Annotated in this window: 15 protein-coding genes and 1 rRNA gene (1 of these 16 cut by a window edge); all 16 read right to left on the bottom strand. The window is 27.8% G+C overall.

Annotated features, from left to right (window positions below; genetic code table 11):
* Window positions 1-196 (bottom strand): 16S ribosomal RNA (locus ACMX2D_RS04535); it reaches 1,330 nt to the left of the window's first position.
* 296 nt (window positions 197-492) lie between these two features.
* A complete protein-coding gene (gene murI / locus ACMX2D_RS04530; RefSeq protein ID WP_414971539.1) occupies window positions 493-1,317 on the bottom strand; it encodes a glutamate racemase in 825 nt (274 codons plus the stop codon).
* A 1-nt stretch (window position 1,318) separates the two neighbouring features.
* Window positions 1,319-2,158, bottom strand: coding sequence for a 4-(cytidine 5'-diphospho)-2-C-methyl-D-erythritol kinase (gene ispE, locus ACMX2D_RS04525; protein WP_414971538.1), 840 nt, complete (start codon window positions 2,156-2,158; stop codon window positions 1,319-1,321).
* 691 nt (window positions 2,159-2,849) lie between these two features.
* Complete coding sequence (locus ACMX2D_RS04520) at window positions 2,850-3,605, bottom strand: acyl-CoA dehydratase activase (protein ID WP_009447856.1); 756 nt, start codon at window positions 3,603-3,605, stop codon at window positions 2,850-2,852.
* Window positions 3,605-4,774: a double-cubane-cluster-containing anaerobic reductase gene (locus ACMX2D_RS04515; RefSeq protein WP_414972873.1), complete on the bottom strand. Its 1,170-nt coding sequence runs from the start codon at window positions 4,772-4,774 to the stop codon at window positions 3,605-3,607. The genes ACMX2D_RS04520 and ACMX2D_RS04515 overlap by 1 nt, the downstream gene beginning before the upstream one ends.
* Before the next feature lie 284 nt (window positions 4,775-5,058).
* On the bottom strand, window positions 5,059-7,965 hold the full coding sequence (locus ACMX2D_RS04510; protein WP_414972871.1) for an insulinase family protein: 2,907 nt from the start codon (window positions 7,963-7,965) through the stop codon (window positions 5,059-5,061).
* Between the two features lie 8 nt (window positions 7,966-7,973).
* Window positions 7,974-9,101, bottom strand: a complete 1,128-nt coding sequence (locus tag ACMX2D_RS04505; RefSeq protein ID WP_414972869.1) for a M20/M25/M40 family metallo-hydrolase — start codon at window positions 9,099-9,101, stop codon at window positions 7,974-7,976.
* 1 nt (window position 9,102) lies between these two features.
* Complete coding sequence (locus ACMX2D_RS04500; protein WP_414972867.1) at window positions 9,103-10,473, bottom strand: UDP-N-acetylmuramoyl-tripeptide--D-alanyl-D-alanine ligase; 1,371 nt, start codon at window positions 10,471-10,473, stop codon at window positions 9,103-9,105.
* Between the two features lie 2 nt (window positions 10,474-10,475).
* Entirely contained in the window at window positions 10,476-11,549 is a 1,074-nt protein-coding gene (locus tag ACMX2D_RS04495) for a D-alanine--D-alanine ligase family protein (RefSeq protein ID WP_414972865.1), read from the bottom strand.
* Between the two features lie 305 nt (window positions 11,550-11,854).
* On the bottom strand, window positions 11,855-13,408 hold the full coding sequence (locus ACMX2D_RS04490) for an ATP-binding cassette domain-containing protein (RefSeq protein ID WP_414972864.1): 1,554 nt from the start codon (window positions 13,406-13,408) through the stop codon (window positions 11,855-11,857).
* Between the two features lie 348 nt (window positions 13,409-13,756).
* Window positions 13,757-14,335 (bottom strand): NUDIX hydrolase, encoded by a 579-nt coding sequence (locus ACMX2D_RS04485; protein ID WP_414972862.1) that lies wholly within the window; start codon window positions 14,333-14,335, stop codon window positions 13,757-13,759.
* 84 nt (window positions 14,336-14,419) lie between these two features.
* The gene (locus ACMX2D_RS04480) at window positions 14,420-15,190 is read right to left on the bottom strand and encodes a YwaF family protein (protein ID WP_414972861.1); all 771 of its coding nucleotides are present in this window, start codon (window positions 15,188-15,190) and stop codon (window positions 14,420-14,422) included.
* Between the two features lie 2 nt (window positions 15,191-15,192).
* Window positions 15,193-16,092, bottom strand: a complete 900-nt coding sequence (locus ACMX2D_RS04475) for a C39 family peptidase (RefSeq protein ID WP_414972859.1) — start codon at window positions 16,090-16,092, stop codon at window positions 15,193-15,195.
* A 5-nt stretch (window positions 16,093-16,097) separates the two neighbouring features.
* On the bottom strand, window positions 16,098-17,168 hold the full coding sequence (gene prfA / locus ACMX2D_RS04470; protein ID WP_414971526.1) for a peptide chain release factor 1: 1,071 nt from the start codon (window positions 17,166-17,168) through the stop codon (window positions 16,098-16,100).
* Window positions 17,169-17,451: 283 nt separating this feature from the next.
* Entirely contained in the window at window positions 17,452-18,246 is a 795-nt protein-coding gene (locus ACMX2D_RS04465) for an ABC transporter ATP-binding protein (protein WP_414972857.1), read from the bottom strand.
* 84 nt (window positions 18,247-18,330) lie between these two features.
* Window positions 18,331-19,050 carry an ABC transporter transmembrane domain-containing protein gene (locus tag ACMX2D_RS04460; RefSeq protein WP_414972856.1) on the bottom strand — a complete coding sequence of 240 codons (720 nt, stop codon included), beginning with the start codon at window positions 19,048-19,050 and terminating at the stop codon, window positions 18,331-18,333.
* Window positions 19,051-19,204 lie beyond the last annotated feature (154 nt).

The following is a 19,204-nucleotide window of genomic DNA, read 5'->3' as shown; positions in this document are numbered from 1 at the left end:
GTCTCATGCGGTATTAATCGTCGTTTCCAACGGCTATCCCCCTGTGTAAGGTAGGTTGCTCACGTGTTACTCACCCGTTCGCCACTTTCATTTTGCTTCCATTCCCGAAAGAATTTCTACAAAAATCACGTTCGACTTGCATGTGTTAAGCACGCCGCCAGCGTTCGTCCTGAGCCAGGATCAAACTCTCTATTAAAAGTTCGTCTGCTCTCGCTGACTTTTGTTACACCAAATTATTGTTTTTCTTTGTACTCTCAAAGTTTTTATCACTATATGAAATTTTTAATGTTTCACAACAACCATTACATTATACAACATATTTTTTTGGTTGTCAACACTTTTTTTAAAAATTTTTATAAAAAATTTTTTACATAAAAAGCGACCCAGTTCTCACTGGGTCTTTATTATATCAATTATTTTTATAGTTGTCAATACTTTTTTCTAGCTTTGTAGTCATTTTTATAATAATTATCATTCAATTATTATACATCCCTATTTCTCATCAATACATTTTTCTTTTAAATTTATTTTCTTAATGTTTGGATTATCAATATTTATAAAATCTAACAAATTTCTTCTAAATTTATTTTCATCGTCCGTTATATAAAATATGTTATTTTTGTTATTTTGAACTTCTTCATTTAGTAAACTATTTTTTTCTAAATAATTTTTCATTTCAATCGCTGTTTCTTTAGCCGGATTTACTAAATTTATATTTTTCCCAACAACAGTTTTTATTGTATTTTCTAATATTGGGTAATGAGTACACCCCATTACAATAGTATCTACATTTTCTTTTATTAATTCATCTAAATAGAATTTTGTTGTTTCCATAGCTATAGTCGTATCGGACAATCCGTCTTCTACTATGGGAACAAAAAGAGGGCATGCTTTTGAATATACTATATTTTCAATACTTTCATTCTTTATATTTTTTTCATAAGCTCCACTTAAAATAGTGGCATTAGTTCCTATTACACCTATTTTTTTATTTATTGTTATATTATTTGCCATTTTACTTCCAGGAACAATTACTCCCAATATATACATATCAAATATTTCTTTAAGCATATCAAGAGCAACTGCAGAAACAGTATTACAAGCAATAATTAAAGCTTTTATATCTTTTCTATCCAAGAATTCAATACATTCTTTTGAAAATCTTTTAATGGTGTCTTCGCTTCGATTCCCGTATGGAACTCTTGCTGTATCTCCAAAATAGACTATTTTTTCATTAGGCAAAATTTCCATTAATTCTTTGACAACAGTAAGTCCTCCTATTCCGGAATCAAAAACTCCTATTGATCTATTATCCATATTATCTCTCCATTGTTTTTACTTTGAAAGTATTTTTGTATAATTTTTTAAAATAATTATATGCATTTTCAATATCTTTATCATTCTTATAAATTCCAAATACAGTTGGTCCCGATCCGCTCATAAGAGATTTAACACAATTAAATTCGTACATTTTGTCTTTTATTTCTTGAATTTCAGGACAATATGAAATTGATACTTCTTCCATTACATTATATAAATTATCAATAAACTCATCATAGTTTTTATTTTTATATATACTTACAAGTTTCTCCGCTCTATCACTATTTCCTGTTGGAACAATATTAGAATATATATATGGTGTGGAAATTTCAACCCCATTATTTACAATTAAAATATTCGTTTCCGGTAACCTATCTAAAATTTCAAGCTCATCGCCAATTCCTCTCGTTCTTGCTGTTTTCCCAACAAGTAAATAAGGAATATCCGCTCCTATACTTCTCCCAATTTTTTTTCTGTCTTCCAAGCTCATATTGAGTCCTAAAATTTCATCAATCATTTCTATTACAACAGCGGAATTCGTACTACCACCCGCTATTCCTGCAGAAACCGGTATGTTTTTTTCTATATGTATTAAAAAATTTTCCCTAAATTTATATTTATCTTTCATTGCAAGATAGGCTTTATAAACTAAATTATTTTCATCTAAAGGAATATCTTTTGAATTAGAAGTTATTTTAAATTCATCAGAAATTTTAACTTCAACCTCGTCATATAAATCTATCATTTGCATAATTCCATCTATATTATGATAACCATCTTGCCTTTTTTCTATTACATCTAAAGTTAAATTTATTTTTGCATAAGATTTCTTTTTCATAAAATCTCCTTTATCATCCACTTTATATACTTTAAGTTATTTTACCATAATTTTAGTTAAAAGACAAAATTTACTTATTATACTTAAAAAAATTTATTTATAATAAATAGAAAAAAGTATTGACTTTTTTAGTTAGAAGTGTTATACTTTGACTAGGTAAAATTTTAGTGCTTAGACCTAAAAATGTTTTACTTTAAAGAATAACATAACCTATATTACTCATTGAATTTTAATGAGTTACTCTCTCCAAATTACGGTGTACCCCCAAATCACCGTAACACTTAAAAGAAAGCTTTTAGCTTTCTTTTTTTGCTATTTATTTTTGCAACAAAAAAGTTCTGCTTTTATCAGAACTTTTTATCTATTGTGAAACAACAAGGTTCTCGGGAACCCACCCGATGCGAAGCGTCGTGGAAGGGTGGAGTTTTTATTGCGAAGCAACAAGGTTCCCGGGTACCCACCCGATGCGAAGCATCATGGAAGGGTGGGGTTCTTATTGCGAAGCAACAAGGTTCCCGGGTACTCACCCGATGCGAAGCGTCGTGGAAGGGTGGGGTTTTTATTGCGAAGCAACAAGGTTCCCGGGTACTCACCCGATGCGAAGCGTCGTGGAAGGGTGGGGTTTTTATTGCGAAGCAACAAGGTTCCCGGGTACCCTCCCGATGCGAAGCGTCGTGGATAGGTGGGGTTCTTATTTTCCCATAAGAGCGGCACCTAGTGCTCCTGCAAATCTACCCAATTCATGAGTTTCTACTTTTTTCCCTAAAAGTTTTTCTAAAAGCTCAACCATATATGGATTGTTAGAAAAACCTCCTGTCAAAAAGTATAAATCAGCTTCATTTCTAAATTTTCTAGTTTGTCCTACAACTTTATTCGCTATTGAATGAACAACTCCACTTGCAATATCTTCTTTTGCTCTTCCCTGTCCCATAAGAGAAATAATTTCAGATTCAGCAAAAACTGTACAAGTTGAGCTTATTGGTATTGGAGTTCCGATTTTAGATAATTCAAACATTTCATCTAAAGTAACTCCAAGTCTGTTACTCATAACTTCCAAGAATTTTCCCGTTCCGGCTGAACATTTATCATTCATTATAAAATCACTTACCATACCGTTTGAAATATTTATAATTTTTGTATCTTGCCCGCCAATATCTATAACATCACAATCTCTTTTCAACAGATACATAGCGCCCTTTGAGTGAGTTGTAATTTCAGTAACAACCCTATCAGCATAAGGAACAGAAACCCTTCCATATCCTGTTGCTACTACATATGAATTATCTACATCAAATCCATTTTCAACTAAGTTTTTGTAAATTTCTCCAGAAGTTTCTTTACTATTCCAACCCGAAGGCATCAATATTTTATAAAGTATTTCATCTTTATCCTTATCATATACGACTACTTTTGAGGCTGTTGAGCCTATATCTATTCCTATATTCATTATATCATCTCCAAAAACGCTTCAATTCTAGTGGAAACCTGTCCTACATCCGTCATAGAATAATCAGATTCTATATACATATATGGCTTGCCTTTTTTCTCCGTTACAAACTTTTTAACTTTTGTAGATTCTACAGCAAATGTGTGACAGGCTTGAAGCACTATTTCAATAACTGCATCTACTTGATATTCATCTATTAACATATCCAAATCTTTAAATCTTTTTTCATTAGGTGACATAACTGAACAACTTAGATTTAAATACTTTTGGGCGATTGCATCAATTGGATTATCTAATGTTTCATCAATAAGTTCTAACTTTTCACGAACTCCAGAACAGTTTTCATAAACTACAATATCCGCTCCGGCTTCTTCTATTTTAGTCAATATTTTTTCACGAATTCCACCCACAGGACAACCAGTAATTAAAATCCTTGGTCTGTCACTTTTTTTACCCTTAAGCTCTTTTTCCCACATCTCATAAACTTCTTTAGTCTTTTCGATGATACTTTGATTTTTTTCTTCCCTATTAAAATTAAAACCAAAAGCATCTTGAGTTCCGCTCATTGTTACTCCACTTAAAGGTGATGGGTTTAGTTTTCCCAGTTCAAAAAAATTTCTTAAATTTTTCCTTTCCTGATTTCCCGTTTTTATTGCTTCCCATAATTTCTCATCAGTTATTTCAACATCAAAAGTTTCTTCCAACTTTCTTTTTAATTTATAAATTTCATTAGTCCAAAGTTTTAAAGATAATCCATCCTGATTATTTTGTGGCAATTGCATAACATGAACATCTTTAAAATCTCCCATAAGCTCATACATCTTTTTCTTTCCGTCACAAGTTGTTTCCCCAATTACAATATCTGAAAAATAGAAATATGGACAAGTATCACTTACAGCAAAACCATAACTTGATTTTATAAGTGGGCAAAGATTTTTTGGCAAATCTCTTTCAGCATATTTTATAGAATCTTCAGTTGTGGCACATAAACTTACAGGAATAAGTCCCGCAGCATAAATAACTTCTTGCGGAGTATATGTACAAAAAATACCTGCAACCTTTTTTCCTGATTCCTTTAATTCTTTCATTTTTAAAAAGCCATTTTTTCTTGTTTCATTAAAATCCTCAAAATTACTAGGAAGTTTAAAATTATTCTTATATTTTTCCATTTTATCTCCTTTTTTAGTTATAAAAGTAAATCAAAATGCTTACAAATAGATTATATATCATTTACTTTAAAATGTTAAATTGTTTTTTCTTATTAAATAATGATTATTCATAAGAAAAAACTATTATAAGCAAAAAAGACAAGCCAACAATGAACTCATCTCTTTTGCATATTGAAATATTATAAGCTTAAATCTTCATCAATATTAAAAATAAAACAGTTTAATAATCACAATAAAAAAAGGTTAAGTATTCTTAACCTTTCTCTAAAAATTCAATCATAATATTATTTCTTCAAAACTACAATATTATTAAACTCTTCAGAGTTTTCTTTTATTTTATTTGTATTTCCTACAACTACAAAAGTATCTTGACTTAATACTTTATCAATTACTTCTGAAAGACCTTTTAAGTCCTCTAATTCTGCATTTAAAAGTTGTTCTAAATATATTTCCAATTCCTTTTCATCAGAATTTGTAATATACATAATCATAGAAGTATAACCTTTATGTTTTGGTGTAAGTAATGGATTAAAATCTTTCACTAATGAAATTTTAAAACTTTCTAAATCTTCATCATTTATTTCCATATCTGATACATATTTTCCAACAGTTAAAAATATTTCTTTTGTAGATTTTAAATTAGGATCTCTGTAACTAAACATAATTATTTCACTATCTTTAGTTATACTAAAACCGGCACCATAAGCTCCACCAATTGCCCTGATATTATTATGCATATGAGTCGTACTCAAAATTTTGGAAAGTAATGCAAAACTTCCTGAAAACTCAACACCATACTTTTTCATATCCCCTGCAAAAGTAACATAATTTACATCAGAAGAAGTCGCAATTCCTTCTTTTAAATTTTCTTTTTCAAATGTAAAATCATAAGAAGAATCTTCTATTTTAGGAAACTCTTTTACAAGTCCGACAAATTCTTTTTCTATACTTTCGAAATTTTCCTCTGTTGTTGTTATATTTACAATTGATTCATTTAACTTAAACATTCTATTGTAAACAAATTCCATTTTTTCAATTACATTATCAATTTTTTCATCAAAATTTTCAGCTAAATCTTGAATAAACTTCAAATAATCAATTCCTTTGACTTTTTCATCATAATATGCTTTATTTGAAAAATATGATTTTGCTCTATTTATTCCATATAAATGTCCTGCGCCTAGAACATCTTGTTCTAATTCGCCTTTTATAGCTAAAACTTCTTCTTTTATTCTATTCTTATCTGTAAAAATTGTTTCTTTTAATAAGATTTTTAAAAGTTCGACAGTTTCTTTAAGTTTTTCAGTGAAGAATTTTACACTAACAATAAATTTAGGAACAAATTTTTCTCTATTCTTTGAATTTGTCAATGTTGCAATTGTAGTTGAAATTCCTCCACAACGTAAAAATGTTTCAACTGAAAAGTCTTTATAAGTCATTGACTTTTTATCCAAAGATTTTAATAAATTTTCGATTAATGATAAATATACTATTTCATCTTTTGAAATATGCTTTAAATCAAAACAAATATCTACATAATTAATGCCTGAAGTGAAAATATTATGTTTTAAAACTGTTATATCTTCAACTTTATCTATATCATTTGGAATTTTTAAAGTTTCTTTATCTATATCTTCAATTTTCAACTTCGGAATTGTAGCTTTTTGTTCATCAGTGCTTTCTGTTTGTTGGTATTCAATTAAATTCTTTGTGTTTTCAATTATTTTTTCAACTTGAATTTTATTTAAAGACTCCTTATATCTCTTTAGCCACTCTTTTTGAGCTAAATCTTTTTTGTCATTAAGTCCTGCACTTGGTGAAAGAATGATAAACGCCTTGTGATTGTTATTTAAAATCTTTTCTTCAATGATTCTTTCCAACAATCTATTATTTAAAATTTCTTCTCTAATTTCTGATAATGCTTCGTCAAAAGAAAGTGAATCCATAGGATTTTTACCATATAACCAATTATCGCAAATATGCATCATACATTCAATTCCGGCAGTTGTAGAATTTAAAAGCTCTCTTACAGTAAATTCTGTCCTATTTAAAACAGCCATCAACTTATCTTTTTCAATTCCATTTTTTACTATGTCTCTTAAAGTATTTTCAACAATTTCTTTGAATTTATCTAAATTTTCTCTTTCAGAATTTACAATAAATACTCCAAAACTTGAAAATTTTGTAGATTCCATAGCAATAGGTGCAACATCTTCGCAGATATTTTCTTTAAGAATTGCCTCTTTTAAATAAGCACCTTGCATTTCAACTAATAGGTCATTTAATAACTTTGAGATAATTCCATCTTTTAATCCATCACTTTCTCCAAAACATGAAACATAGGCTAAAAATGTTTTGTTTTTAATATCTTCATCTTTAGAAACGGAATATTCATCAAAGACATTTTTAGGCTTATCAAAAGGTTTTTGATTTCCTTCAAAATTGTCAAGTTCTTCCTTTTCAAATTTTGAAAGATATTCTCTATCCAAAAATTCAAGTCTTTCTTCCATATCACAATCCCCATATAAATAAATATATGAGTTTGAAGGATGATAGTATTTTGAATGAAATTCACAAAAATCCTCATAAGTCAATTTTGGAATTTCATAAGGTTCCCCACCCGATTCTTTGGCATAAACAGTATCAGGGCAAAGAGCATTATTTACTCTATAATAAAGAGTTGTTTCGGGAACTGAATAAGCCCCCTTCATTTCGTTATAAACTACACCTTTGATATTAAGCTCGTCTTCTTCGTTTTCAAGTTCATAATGCCAACCTTCTTGCATAAAAATTCTTCTATCTGTTTTCATTACCGGATAAAAAACAGCATCCATATATACATCCATTAAGTTTTTAAAGTCTTTTTCATTTCTACTTGAAACCGGATAAACTGTTTTATCAGGAAAAGTCATAGCATTTAAAAATGTTGCTGTACTAATTTTAACCATATCCATAAAAGGTTCTTTAGTTTGAAATTTTCTTGAACCTGAAAGTACGCAATGCTCAATTATATGGCAAATTCCCGTATTATCTGTAGGAATAGTTTTAAATCCAATACCAAAAGTTTTATTGTCATCATTATTTTTCATCAAAAAAACTCTAGCGCCTGTCTTTTCGTGTTCAAGCAAAACACAATCAGAGTTTACATCCTTTATATATTTTTCTTGAATTAATTTATATCCTTTATACATATTGCCCCCTATTTTGTAATGAATTCTAAAACAGCTTCAGCTGTTTTTTCCATATCAGAAATAACTAAATATTCTTCAATTGTATGAATTTTATACATTCCAACTCCTAAAATCACAGAATTGAAACCATTTTTTAAATAAATATTTCCGTCACAACCTCCACCTATTTTAATAGGTTTTGCTGTAACTCCAACTTTTTTATAAGCATCTAAAACTCTATTTAATAAGGCATTTCCGTCAATTTGTTTTAGCGGTGGATAATCATATTTAACTTCAATATTACATTTTACTTCAAAATCTTTTGCAGTTTTTTCAAAAATATCTATATAATTATCTACATTTTCTTTTGCTTCAACTTCATTTAAACATCTAACTTCCATTCTGATTTTACAATCTTTAGGAACTACATTTGTCGGAAAGTCAGATATTATACTTCCGATATTTGAAGTAGTATGGTCATTTAATCTTCCTATTTTCATCTTTGCAATAGCATTACTCATAGCTATGATCGCACTTCTTCCCTTTTCAGGCTCAATTCCCGCATGTGCAGAAGCTCCCTCATAATGAACATTTATCTTATACATACAAGGTCCTTCAACAGCTACTAAATCCGCTCCTCCACCATTGTCAAGAACAAGCATATCTTTTGCAGGCATAAATTCAGCTGGAATTTCTTCCCATTTAATTGATTTCGCACCCAAAAGTCCAACTTCTTCTGACGGAGTTATAACTGCAAATACATCATTATGTGGCAAATTATTTTCAACTAAATTTTCAAAAGTTTCTAAAATTATTGCAACTCCGCCCTTATCATCTCCTCCTAGAGTTGTTTCAGTTCTTGTTTTAACAAGTCCGTCTTCAACATAAACATCCAAATCCTTTGAAGGTTCAACAACATCCATATGTGCAGAAAGTGATATTGGTTTTAATCTTTCATCCTCACAATTTTTTTCAAGCTTTGCAATAATAACAGGAGTATTACCACCATATTCTGCTGAATGGTCATGCAAAATATATTTAACTCCTAGCCTTTCCAATTTTTTCGTTATATATTTCATAACATTTATTTCGTTTTTTGACGGCGAATAAATCTTTACCAAATCCAAAAATATATTTAAAAGTCTTTCTTTATTCATACTAAATCTCCTTTAACATTTCAATTATATTCTCTAGTTTCATTCCTCTACTTCCCTTTACCATAATTAAAGTATCATCTGAAATGATTTCTTTAACTTTCTTTACAACTTCCTCATTAGTATCAAAGTGGAAAAGATTATTTACATTGAAATTTCTATTTGCTCCATTATAAATTTCTTTAGCCAACTCTCCAATGCAAATCACATAATCAATCTTATTTTTGTCTATCTTTTCTCCTACTGCAAAATGAAGTTTTCTTTCATTTTCTCCAAGTTCAAGCATATCGGAAAGAATTAAAATTTTATTTTTGTAACCTTTCATAGTATAAACTGTTTCTATACAGGACGTTAGACTTTGAGGATTGGACTTATAACAGTCATTTAAAACATCAAAACTTGGCAAATGCATAAGTTCCATTCTCATTCCTGTAAGTTTTACATTTGAAAGTCCTCTTACAATGTCACCATAATTCATTCCTAAAAGTCCTGCAATTGTAATTGCTACTGAAACATTATAAATTTGATGTTTTCCAATAAAAGGAATACTGTAAGCATATTCTCCGATTGAAAAACTACTTCCCTCTTCATCAGAACGAATAGGTCTTATAATTACGTCGGAATCTTCTCTTGTACCTATTTTAATAACTCTTTGAGGAATAGTATATTCTTTTATAACTTCTCTTAAAATCTCATCATCATTATTATAAATAAAAATTCCATCAGGTTTTAACCCTTCTAAAATTTCAAACTTTGCCCTAGCTATATTTTCTTTAGTTCCAAGCTCTAACAAATGACTATCTCCAATATTTGTAATAACTGCAATATCAGGATTTGCAATATTTGTAAGTGTTCTAATATCTCCAAAGCGATCCATTCCCATCTCTAGAACAATAGCTTCATCATCCAAATTCATTTCCATAATTGTCTTAGGAAGTCCAATATCATTATTAAAATTTTTTGCAGTCTTATGAACTCTAAAATTCTCTCTTAAAATTGATGCTAAAATATCTTTAGTTCCAGTCTTTCCATTAGAACCGGTTATACCTATAACTTTAGCTCCGGTTGCCTTTAAATAACTACTTGCAAGTTTTTGATATGCTTGTAGAGTATCATCTACAATAATTACTCCTGCATCAAGATATGGTGTAGGATGCCTTTTATCCCATAAAGTAGCAATCGCTCCTTTTTTTATAGCTTCAAAGGCAAAATTATGTCCATCAAATCTTCCACCAACAAGAGGAATAAATAGATTATTTACTTCTATGTCACGAGTATCTGTAGAAACTCCTTCTACAACTCTATCTTTCATACTTGTAGTTATCAAGTTACCATCAACTATTTTAGCGATAGTTTCCAAAGTTGCTTTTAACATAATTACCCCCTATTTGTAGTCAAAGAATCTTTTTCTTTTTTATTTTCAACCGCAAGATCAATTAACTCGTCCAAAAAATCGCTATAAGTCTTTCCGAAAGTTTTCATATACATTGCAGGAGCCATAGAAACAGCAGTCATTCCCGGAATTGTATTAATTTCATTTACGAGCATTTTTCTATCACTATCTCTTACAAAAATATCAACTCTAGCAAAACCCTTACAATTTGTAACTGCATAGGCTCTTTTTGCTACAGATTGAATTTCTTTAATTTCTTCATCAGTTAAATCCCAAGGAATAATATGATCTGTAGTTTCGTCAAAGTATTTTGCTTCATAGTCAAAAAATTCTCTAGTAACTTTTACACCACCGGGTAAACTAGCTTTCAAAATATTATTTCCCATAACTAAAACTTGAAGCTCATCGCCAACAACAGCTTCTTCAACTAAAACTCTATTATCATATTTAAAAGCCTCAACAAGAGCGGGTTCAATTTCTTCTTTTTTTGTTACCTTTGTAACTCCAACACTTGAACCTGCATTACAAGGCTTTACAAAAGAAACTTCTCCGATTTTTTCAATAATATTTTTAATTTGTAAATCCTTATTCTTATCAAATTCGTATTTTGTTACTAAATAATATTCAGGTTGTAAAATTCCATTTCCTGCAAAGACGTCATTCGCAGTTCCCTTATCCATACAAACTGCGGAAGATAAAACATTATTTCCAACATAAGTAAGGTCCATTATGTCAAAAAATCCTTGAATAGTTCCGTCTTCAGAAAATGTACCATGCATTGCAGGGAAGAAAATCGCATTTTCATTTATAAAGTCTTTTGCAAAAAACTTTGAAATGGAATTTGTAACATTTCCACTTCCTTCTACAAACAGTTCTTTTTCATTTTCAATATTTTTAGTATTTTCTCCTAAATAATTCCATCTTCCAAATTTATCTATATAAATAGGAAATATCTTATATTTTTTTCTATCTAAATTATTTATAACGGACTTTGCAGTTAAAACAGAAATTTCGTGTTCTGTACTCTTTCCTCCATATAGTAAATATAAATTTTTCATAATAAAACTCCTTTTTTATAATATAAATATTACATTATAGTATACCATAAATTGAGATTTTTTCATAATTCTATAAAAATTTTTAATCAATATTTATAACGAATTCAATTATATTCTCAACATTAGCTATAGTTTCTCTCGCCGGACTATATGTATCAAAAAAGAAAAAATAGTAAGACAAAATCTAATTTAAAATATTAGAATTTCCCAATAAAAAAGTTGAGAATTTTTTAATCCTCAACCTTAGTTACTAAATCATTTATATATTATTTAAATATATCTCATCCAAAGCTTCTATTTCCAACTTAAGTCTCCTTTCTAATAACTTTATATGTTTTATAGAATCTATCTTTATACTCATCAACATTATGTGCTATTATTACTATACTTTTATTTAAATCAAATATAGTTTCCATAAATTTTTCAATTGTAATCTGATTCATCACTGATAAAGCTTCATCTAATATAATAAATTCCTTTTCACTACAAAAAGCTCTGATTATTGCTATAATCTGTTTCTCTCCACTACTCAAATTTTCTAAATTTTCATTTGATTTTATATTTTTAATCACCCGTGAAGGAAAACAAGATTCATATAATTCTAAATTTTTATAGCTATAAGTTCCATAAATTGTAATATTATCAATATATGAACCTTCAAAAATTACAGGAACTTGTGGGACATAACTTATATGCTCTGATATATTTATTGAATTAAAATCATTATACAATATTTTCCCTTCATTAGCAACCAAAAATCCCATAATTAATTTTGCCAAAACACTTTTTCCGGAGCCATTTTCTCCAGTAATTAAATACTTTTTTGGAAAATCCAACTTTAACTCATCATAAACTAACATATTATCATTCAAAGTTATTTTTAAATTATTAAAATATATTTTTTCAAGTTTTTTTATTGTTTTATAACTTTTATTTTCTGTTTTTAGTATACTTATTAATTTTTCTTTAATTTTCTTAACAGATTTTACTCTTCCAATATTCAGATTTAATTCAAAAATAGGCTCCATAAATTTTGTACTATATGTAAATGCTATTGTAGCCATTCCAATAGTTATATTAGAATTATACAATAAATATCCGACTACAATAAAAGTAACAATAGATATAAACTCCACAACACCACCATTTATTACCAACGCTAAACTATTAACTTTTCTAAAATCCATATTTTTATCCATTAAATTGTCAAGTTTTTCTCTATGAACAATATTTATCTTCTCAATTCCTTTTTTATCCAATATATCATGAGAAACAAAATATTTTTGTACTGAACTCGTATATTTTCCCAATGCTCTAGTATATACTTCATTTTTTCTTGATAAACTATGTTCTGTTATTTTCGGAACAAATACTACAAAAAAAGAAAAGACTATTATGACCATTGCTATAATTGTATCCGTAAATATAATTAAAGAAATTCCAAAAATAATAATCATAATAATAGACCTAAAAATTGCCAATAGCGGACTTAGATAATTTTGACACATTTGAGTTATGTCATTAGATTGAATAGAAATATATTCCCCTAAATCATACTCGTAAAATTTCAAAAATGATTTTCTCATGATAGACTCAAAAAAATCTTGTTTAATCTTTTTTTCAAACTTTATTCGTCGATAATCAGCAACTCTATTTGAAATATAAGTAATAAGTAAATATATAGAAAATGTTACAATATATAATATTATCATATTTATTAAACTTAATTTATTATTAATGAAAGAATCTATCAATAATCCCGGAAAAAGTAAAATAATTGATGTGGCTGTTATTTCAGATAAAAATAAAAATAAACTAATAATAATGTATGTTCTGATATGTAATAAAAAACTTTTCATAATTAAAACTCCTCCTTTATAATATAAATACCACATTGTAGTATACCATAAATTAAAAATTTTTTCATAATTCTATAAAAATTTTTAATCAATATTTATACGAATTCAATTATATTCTCAACATTAGCTGTAACTTATCCTGTTGTGCTTTATATACCAAAAAAAGAAAAAATAGTAAGACAAAATCTAATTTGAATTATTAAACCTTCACAATAAAAAAGTACTGCTTCAAAAACTTGAAAACAAGTAATGAATGCAGTACTTTTTATTGTAATTAAATTAATATATTATCTTCAGTATCCTCTGTAATTCTAATATAAGTACATATTTTTAAAATCTGAACCTATATTACATAGAAAGCTTTTTAGCATTTTCTATTTTCTTAGCTATATTTTTATAAATTGACATTTCTTTAAATTCCTTCCAATCAACCCATTCAAAATTATTAACTTCACTTAAATCAATATTAACATCTAATTCTTCTTCACAGAAAAATAAATATTGCAAATCATAATGATAATGTTTTTTCTCTTCTTTAATTATGTTTTCAGGAATTTTATGAACAGAAATATTAAGTGGTACTAGCTCATTTAACAAATCTGCTTTATAATATGTCAACTTTTCTATTTCTATACCTGTCTCTTCTAAAAGTTCTCTTTTTGAAGACTCTAAAGGATTTAAATCTGTAGGTTCTATATGTCCTCCAGGTTGTAAATATCTTTTTAGAAAATTATGATAAACTAATAAAATTTTGTTTGTTTTTTTTGAAACAACAAAACACGATGATGTAAAATGACCAGTAAAATTCTTTCTATCAATCAAATTTCTATCAGATTTATTATGTAATTGATTACATATAATATTAAAATCTTCTTCGTTTTTATTGTTTTTTACATAATCCTCAAATATTTTTTCATACATACCCATATTCATTATCCTCCAAAGAAAATCAGGTGTATTCTTAAATCCACTTTTTTATTTATTACATTATTAATTCATCCTCAATTATTTTTAATTCTCAATCTTTCTATTTATTATTTTAAATTTTCCATCTCTTGATTTCATAAAATATGAATGTACAAGATATAATGCAAAATTTAACATCAACATCATAATTGCAATATATGTTATTGGATGCAATCTACCGGCTACATCTTTAAAAATTGGGGGTTCTGATAAAAACGCATAGTTACATTTTGTAAAACTGTTAAAAATTATAACTGCTATATGCAAGATGTTAGTAAAAACAAAAACTTCTGTATATTTTTTGAAGGAAATTTCTATTTCTTCAACAAAGAATATATAACAGCTCACCCAAAGCAACATAGTATGTCCTACAAAGAAACTTATCCAAGTATAATGTGGAAATACAAATTTATCCAACTCCGGTGTCAAAAGAGCAACAATTGAGCCTACAAAGCCCAAATAAATCCCAATCCTTTTTGACTTATCATTATTAAAAAATACTCCATATATCAAACATAAAATCGCAACTCTGCAATCATATAAAGGTAAACTCGTTTCAATTGAAAATGAACCGCTTAACAAATACCAAGCATATAATATTAATTGTTGTAAAAACAATACTATAACAAAAATTTTTAAAATATTTTTATTACTATTTTTTATTTTATCTCTATATCTATAAATTAAAATAGCCCCCATAAAAGCAATTACAACAAGTACAATATGGGTAAAACCGTATTTTTCTATATCATATCCATCCGGTTCAGATCTAAAAAAATAAAATAAAAAATCTAAAATTTTTTCTAAAAAATTCAAAACTACTCTCCTTTATCAAAAGACCAAGAATTCTTTATCTGTGGCTTCAATCTTTCAAAACTCCATTTTTCATTCGTATTTGTAGGACTGCTTGAATCATTTATAATAAACATTCCGTCTTCATCAACTCCAACTAAAACAATATAATGTCCAATTGAAGAAAAATCTCCGGGTCCTACATTTGCAATTATAGGTCTTCCGTTCTTTAACTCATCCTTATAAATTTTTTCATTTGTTGACAGCTCTTTAACTTTAATGCCATATTTTTGGGGAACTTCCGTAAAATATTGCCACCCTGTTCCCGAACCTTCAGCATATTCTTCATATTTTGCCATCTCAACGGGTGTAATGGAATCATCTTTTAAAAGTCCGGAAATAACCATTGCCATTGACGTAGGACCACAACCGTTTATAGCAATATTTTCATCAGTATATTTCTTTTGACCCCAACGTCTGTCCCATTGCAAATAATACGGAATATCTCTTTTAAAATCAACACTTTCTCCAATAAAATTATCTACAGTCCTATTCTCAAGTTTATCTTTTATAAAAAGTTTTGCGGACGGATTTCTGTAAAGCAAAGCTAAATAACTAAAACTCAGCTTATCTTTACTTTTTAAAATTTCTTGAATCTCTTTGTCATTACTGTTATTAAGTCCGTCCAGAATAGTTTTTTCAGACAAAATATTTGCTTTCTTTCCTGTATTAACCTTTGTCGAAAGTTTACTAACATCTATTCCATTTGCATTCAAATTTTTAATTTCTTCTACATTATTGACCGTAACTTCTGTTTTCATTTCTTTTTTGTCAAAAACTAAATTAAAAAATACAAATATCCCAAACACATACAATACAATATAAATACCAAATTTAGTTAATTTATTTTGTAAATTGTAATTCATATAATCTACTCCGCAATTGCCAGCATCTTTTTTGCCTGATCACTTGTAATTAGAGCGTCTATCATATCGGAAATATCTCCATTTAAGAAACTATCCAATTGATAAATAGTCATATTTATTCTATGGTCAGTAACTCTTCCTTGTGGAAAATTATAAGTTCTTATTCTTTCAGATCTGTCTCCTGAGCCTATTTGTGATTTTCTCGCATCTGCAATATCTTTATTTTGTTCCTCTTGATACTTTTCATAAAGTCTTGATTTCAAAATCTTCATTGCCTTATCTTTGTTTTTAAGTTGTGATTTTTCATCTTGACAAGTAACAACAAGTCCAGTTGGAATATGCGTAATTCTTACAGCGGAGTCAGTTGTGTTTACACATTGTCCTCCATTACCACTAGCTCTATAAACATCAATTCTTAAATCATTTTGATTTATAACAACATCCACATCTTCAACTTCAGGTAAAACCGCAACAGTTGCAGCAGAAGTATGAATTCTTCCACTTGATTCTGTAGCAGGAACACGTTGAACTCTATGAACACCACTTTCATATTTTAATTTTGAGTATGCCCCTTTACCTTTAACTAAGAAAACAACTTCCTTTATTCCACCAACTCCCTGTTCTGAAATACTCATTATTTCAGTTTTCCATCTTTGTTTGTCAGCAAACATTCTATACATTCTAAGTAAATCTTCTGCAAAAAGTCCCGCTTCATCTCCGCCGGTACCGGCTCTTACTTCCATAAATACGTTCTTTTCATCATTAGGGTCTTTTGGTAATAACAAAATTTTAAGATCTTGTTCTTCCTTTTCAATACTATCTTCAAGCTCTGAAATTTCTTCCTTAACAAGTTCTTTCATTTCATCGTCTAAACTTTCCTTTAACATTTCTTTATTTTCTTCAAGTTCTTTCTTATGTTTAGAATATTCTCTATATTTTTCAACAATTGGCTTCATATCGCCATGTTCTTTGGCAAGTTTTTGCCAAACATTCATATCTTTCATAATTTCAGGATCTATAATTTTCTTTTCAAGTTCCTCAAATTTTTCAACTAACAGTTCTAATTTATCAAACAAAATATATCTCTCCTTTTATAACTGCAATTAACTTTAATTTATCTTAACAATTTATTTTTATCTAAAATATATAGCTTTATCAACAGGCATAAAGCTAATAATTAAATCATAACTCCTTTACGATACTTTTTCTATGGTAGTTATGATGAAATATAAGTAGCTTTGCCATAAGGCGCAAAGCTACTTATATTATATCACATATATACACATATTGTAAATTTTTTTCCCTAAAAAATCTGCTATAAAACAACCCGACACATAAGTATCGGGAATGAAATTTTTACTAATGATTTTTTATTATGTTGATTTTTTCTCCTGTAAATTCTAAAATGTAGTCATACATTTTTACATTTTCTTCTGAATAATTGTGAGATATATTAATAAAGCCGAAGTTTTTATCATTTAGAACCATTTTTTCAATTATTGAAATTGAATTTTTATCAATATTACTCATAGCTTCATCAAATACCAAAAAATTACTATTTCTAAGTAATGCTCTTGCAATTATAATTTTTTGTTTTTCACCACCTGAAATTGAAAGATTTAATTCATTCAAATTTTCATTTCTATTTTCTATAAGCTTTTTATCCAAATTTACTTTATTTAAAATATCATATATCAAATTATCCTCAATATTTTTAAATAGAGTTATATTTGAAACTATATTTTCATTAAATAGAAACGAATTTTGTTCAACATAGACAATATTTTTTGAAATATCAGGATAATTCTTTATATTTTTACCATTTATCTTTATATTTCCGCTATAATTTTCAAACTCCCCAAACAGTAATTTCAAAATCGTACTCTTTCCTGAGCCGTTTTGACCTCTAATAAGGTATTTTTTACCACTTTCAAAAACATTTGAAAAATTATCAATAATATATTTATTCTCATTATAAGAGAAACTTACATTTTCAAATTCAATTTTTTCAACTCTCTCTTGCTTATTTTCTTCAAACTCACAATCGGATAATGTTTCAAATAAATCATTTTTAACTTTCTTTATAGAAAATACAGTTATCAAATAGCTGGAAATGGTATTAATCGGATAGATTAACAAGTCAGATAATTGCAATATTGCTATAAAAGCTCCGATAGTTTCTTTTCCGCTGATAATTGAACTGATTACAACATAATATATTAGAAACTGGGATATAAACTAAATTGCTCCCATACTAATTTCTAAAACTGCATTTTTTATGCTATATCTATAACCATATTTTTGCTCATCAGATGAAATAGACTCCATTTTATTATTTATATTTTTTTCTACGAAATATCTTTTTATAGTGCTTATTCCCTCAACAATATCATAAAAAGCCGTATTCAACTGCCTTAGTCCTAATATGCTCTTTTCTTTTATTCTTTGCATATCTATTTCAAAAAAATAAGGAATTAGAATTGATATAATATTTGTTCCTAGAATAATAAATGATGCAAGAATATTTAATGAAAACAGCAAATACATATACCAAATAATAGATACTGCTTGAAATATAATATGTGGTATTGTTAAATAGTATTCTTCTACAACAGATTCTATCTCATTATTATAAATAGAATAAAGCTCTTGAGGATTTTCTCCCTTTTTACCCTTTAACAAAATTCCTCTTATAAAAAGATTTCTAAGTCTCATATATAATAATCTTCTATATTTAGCATTCAACAATTTACCAATAAATTCAGAACACAAAACTAAGACTATTAGTAGTGCATATTTTACAAAATATCCAAAAATTCTATCAAATTGTTTTTCTGTAATACTATCTGTAATTTCCTTAATTATCATTGGCATATTAGCATTTGAATAAACCGTAAAAATACTAAAAATAACGATCAATATAGAATATAGATAAATATTTTTCTTTAATTTTTTCATTACTAAACTCCATTATTTTTTATTAATAAAAAAATCTTTTAGACATTTTTCATAGTCATTGTACCATAGATAATATTTTTTTACAAATATATTTTTTCTTTCAAAATTTTCAAAAAAACTCCATTCTACCAAGCTTTTCAACGGGAGAATATCT

This window comes from Parvimonas oralis (assembly GCF_047608425.1).
In the GTDB taxonomy this organism is placed as follows: domain Bacteria; phylum Bacillota; class Clostridia; order Tissierellales; family Peptoniphilaceae; genus Parvimonas.
Note: the sequence above shows the minus strand (reverse complement) of the source record. Positions and strands in the feature narration are given on the sequence as shown.

Excerpts from the sequence above, each read along its gene's own strand:
- murI (WP_414971539.1), bottom strand. The coding sequence starts at position 1,317 with ATGGATAATAGATCAATAGGAGTTTTTGATTCCGGAATAGGAGGACTT.
- ispE (WP_414971538.1), bottom strand. The coding sequence starts at position 2,158 with ATGAAAAAGAAATCTTATGCAAAAATAAATTTAACTTTAGATGTAATA.
- ACMX2D_RS04520 (WP_009447856.1), bottom strand. The coding sequence starts at position 3,605 with ATGAATATAGGAATAGATATAGGCTCAACAGCCTCAAAAGTAGTCGTA.
- ACMX2D_RS04515 (WP_414972873.1), bottom strand. The coding sequence starts at position 4,774 with ATGGAAAAATATAAGAATAATTTTAAACTTCCTAGTAATTTTGAGGAT.
- ACMX2D_RS04510 (WP_414972871.1), bottom strand. The coding sequence starts at position 7,965 with ATGTATAAAGGATATAAATTAATTCAAGAAAAATATATAAAGGATGTA.
- ACMX2D_RS04505 (WP_414972869.1), bottom strand. The coding sequence starts at position 9,101 with ATGAATAAAGAAAGACTTTTAAATATATTTTTGGATTTGGTAAAGATT.
- ACMX2D_RS04500 (WP_414972867.1), bottom strand. The coding sequence starts at position 10,473 with ATGTTAAAAGCAACTTTGGAAACTATCGCTAAAATAGTTGATGGTAAC.
- ACMX2D_RS04495 (WP_414972865.1), bottom strand. The coding sequence starts at position 11,549 with ATGAAAAATTTATATTTACTATATGGAGGAAAGAGTACAGAACACGAA.
- ACMX2D_RS04490 (WP_414972864.1), bottom strand. The coding sequence starts at position 13,408 with ATGAAAAGTTTTTTATTACATATCAGAACATACATTATTATTAGTTTA.
- ACMX2D_RS04485 (WP_414972862.1), bottom strand. The coding sequence starts at position 14,335 with ATGGGTATGTATGAAAAAATATTTGAGGATTATGTAAAAAACAATAAA.
- ACMX2D_RS04475 (WP_414972859.1), bottom strand. The coding sequence starts at position 16,092 with ATGAATTACAATTTACAAAATAAATTAACTAAATTTGGTATTTATATT.
- ACMX2D_RS04460 (WP_414972856.1), bottom strand. The coding sequence starts at position 19,050 with ATGAAAAAATTAAAGAAAAATATTTATCTATATTCTATATTGATCGTT.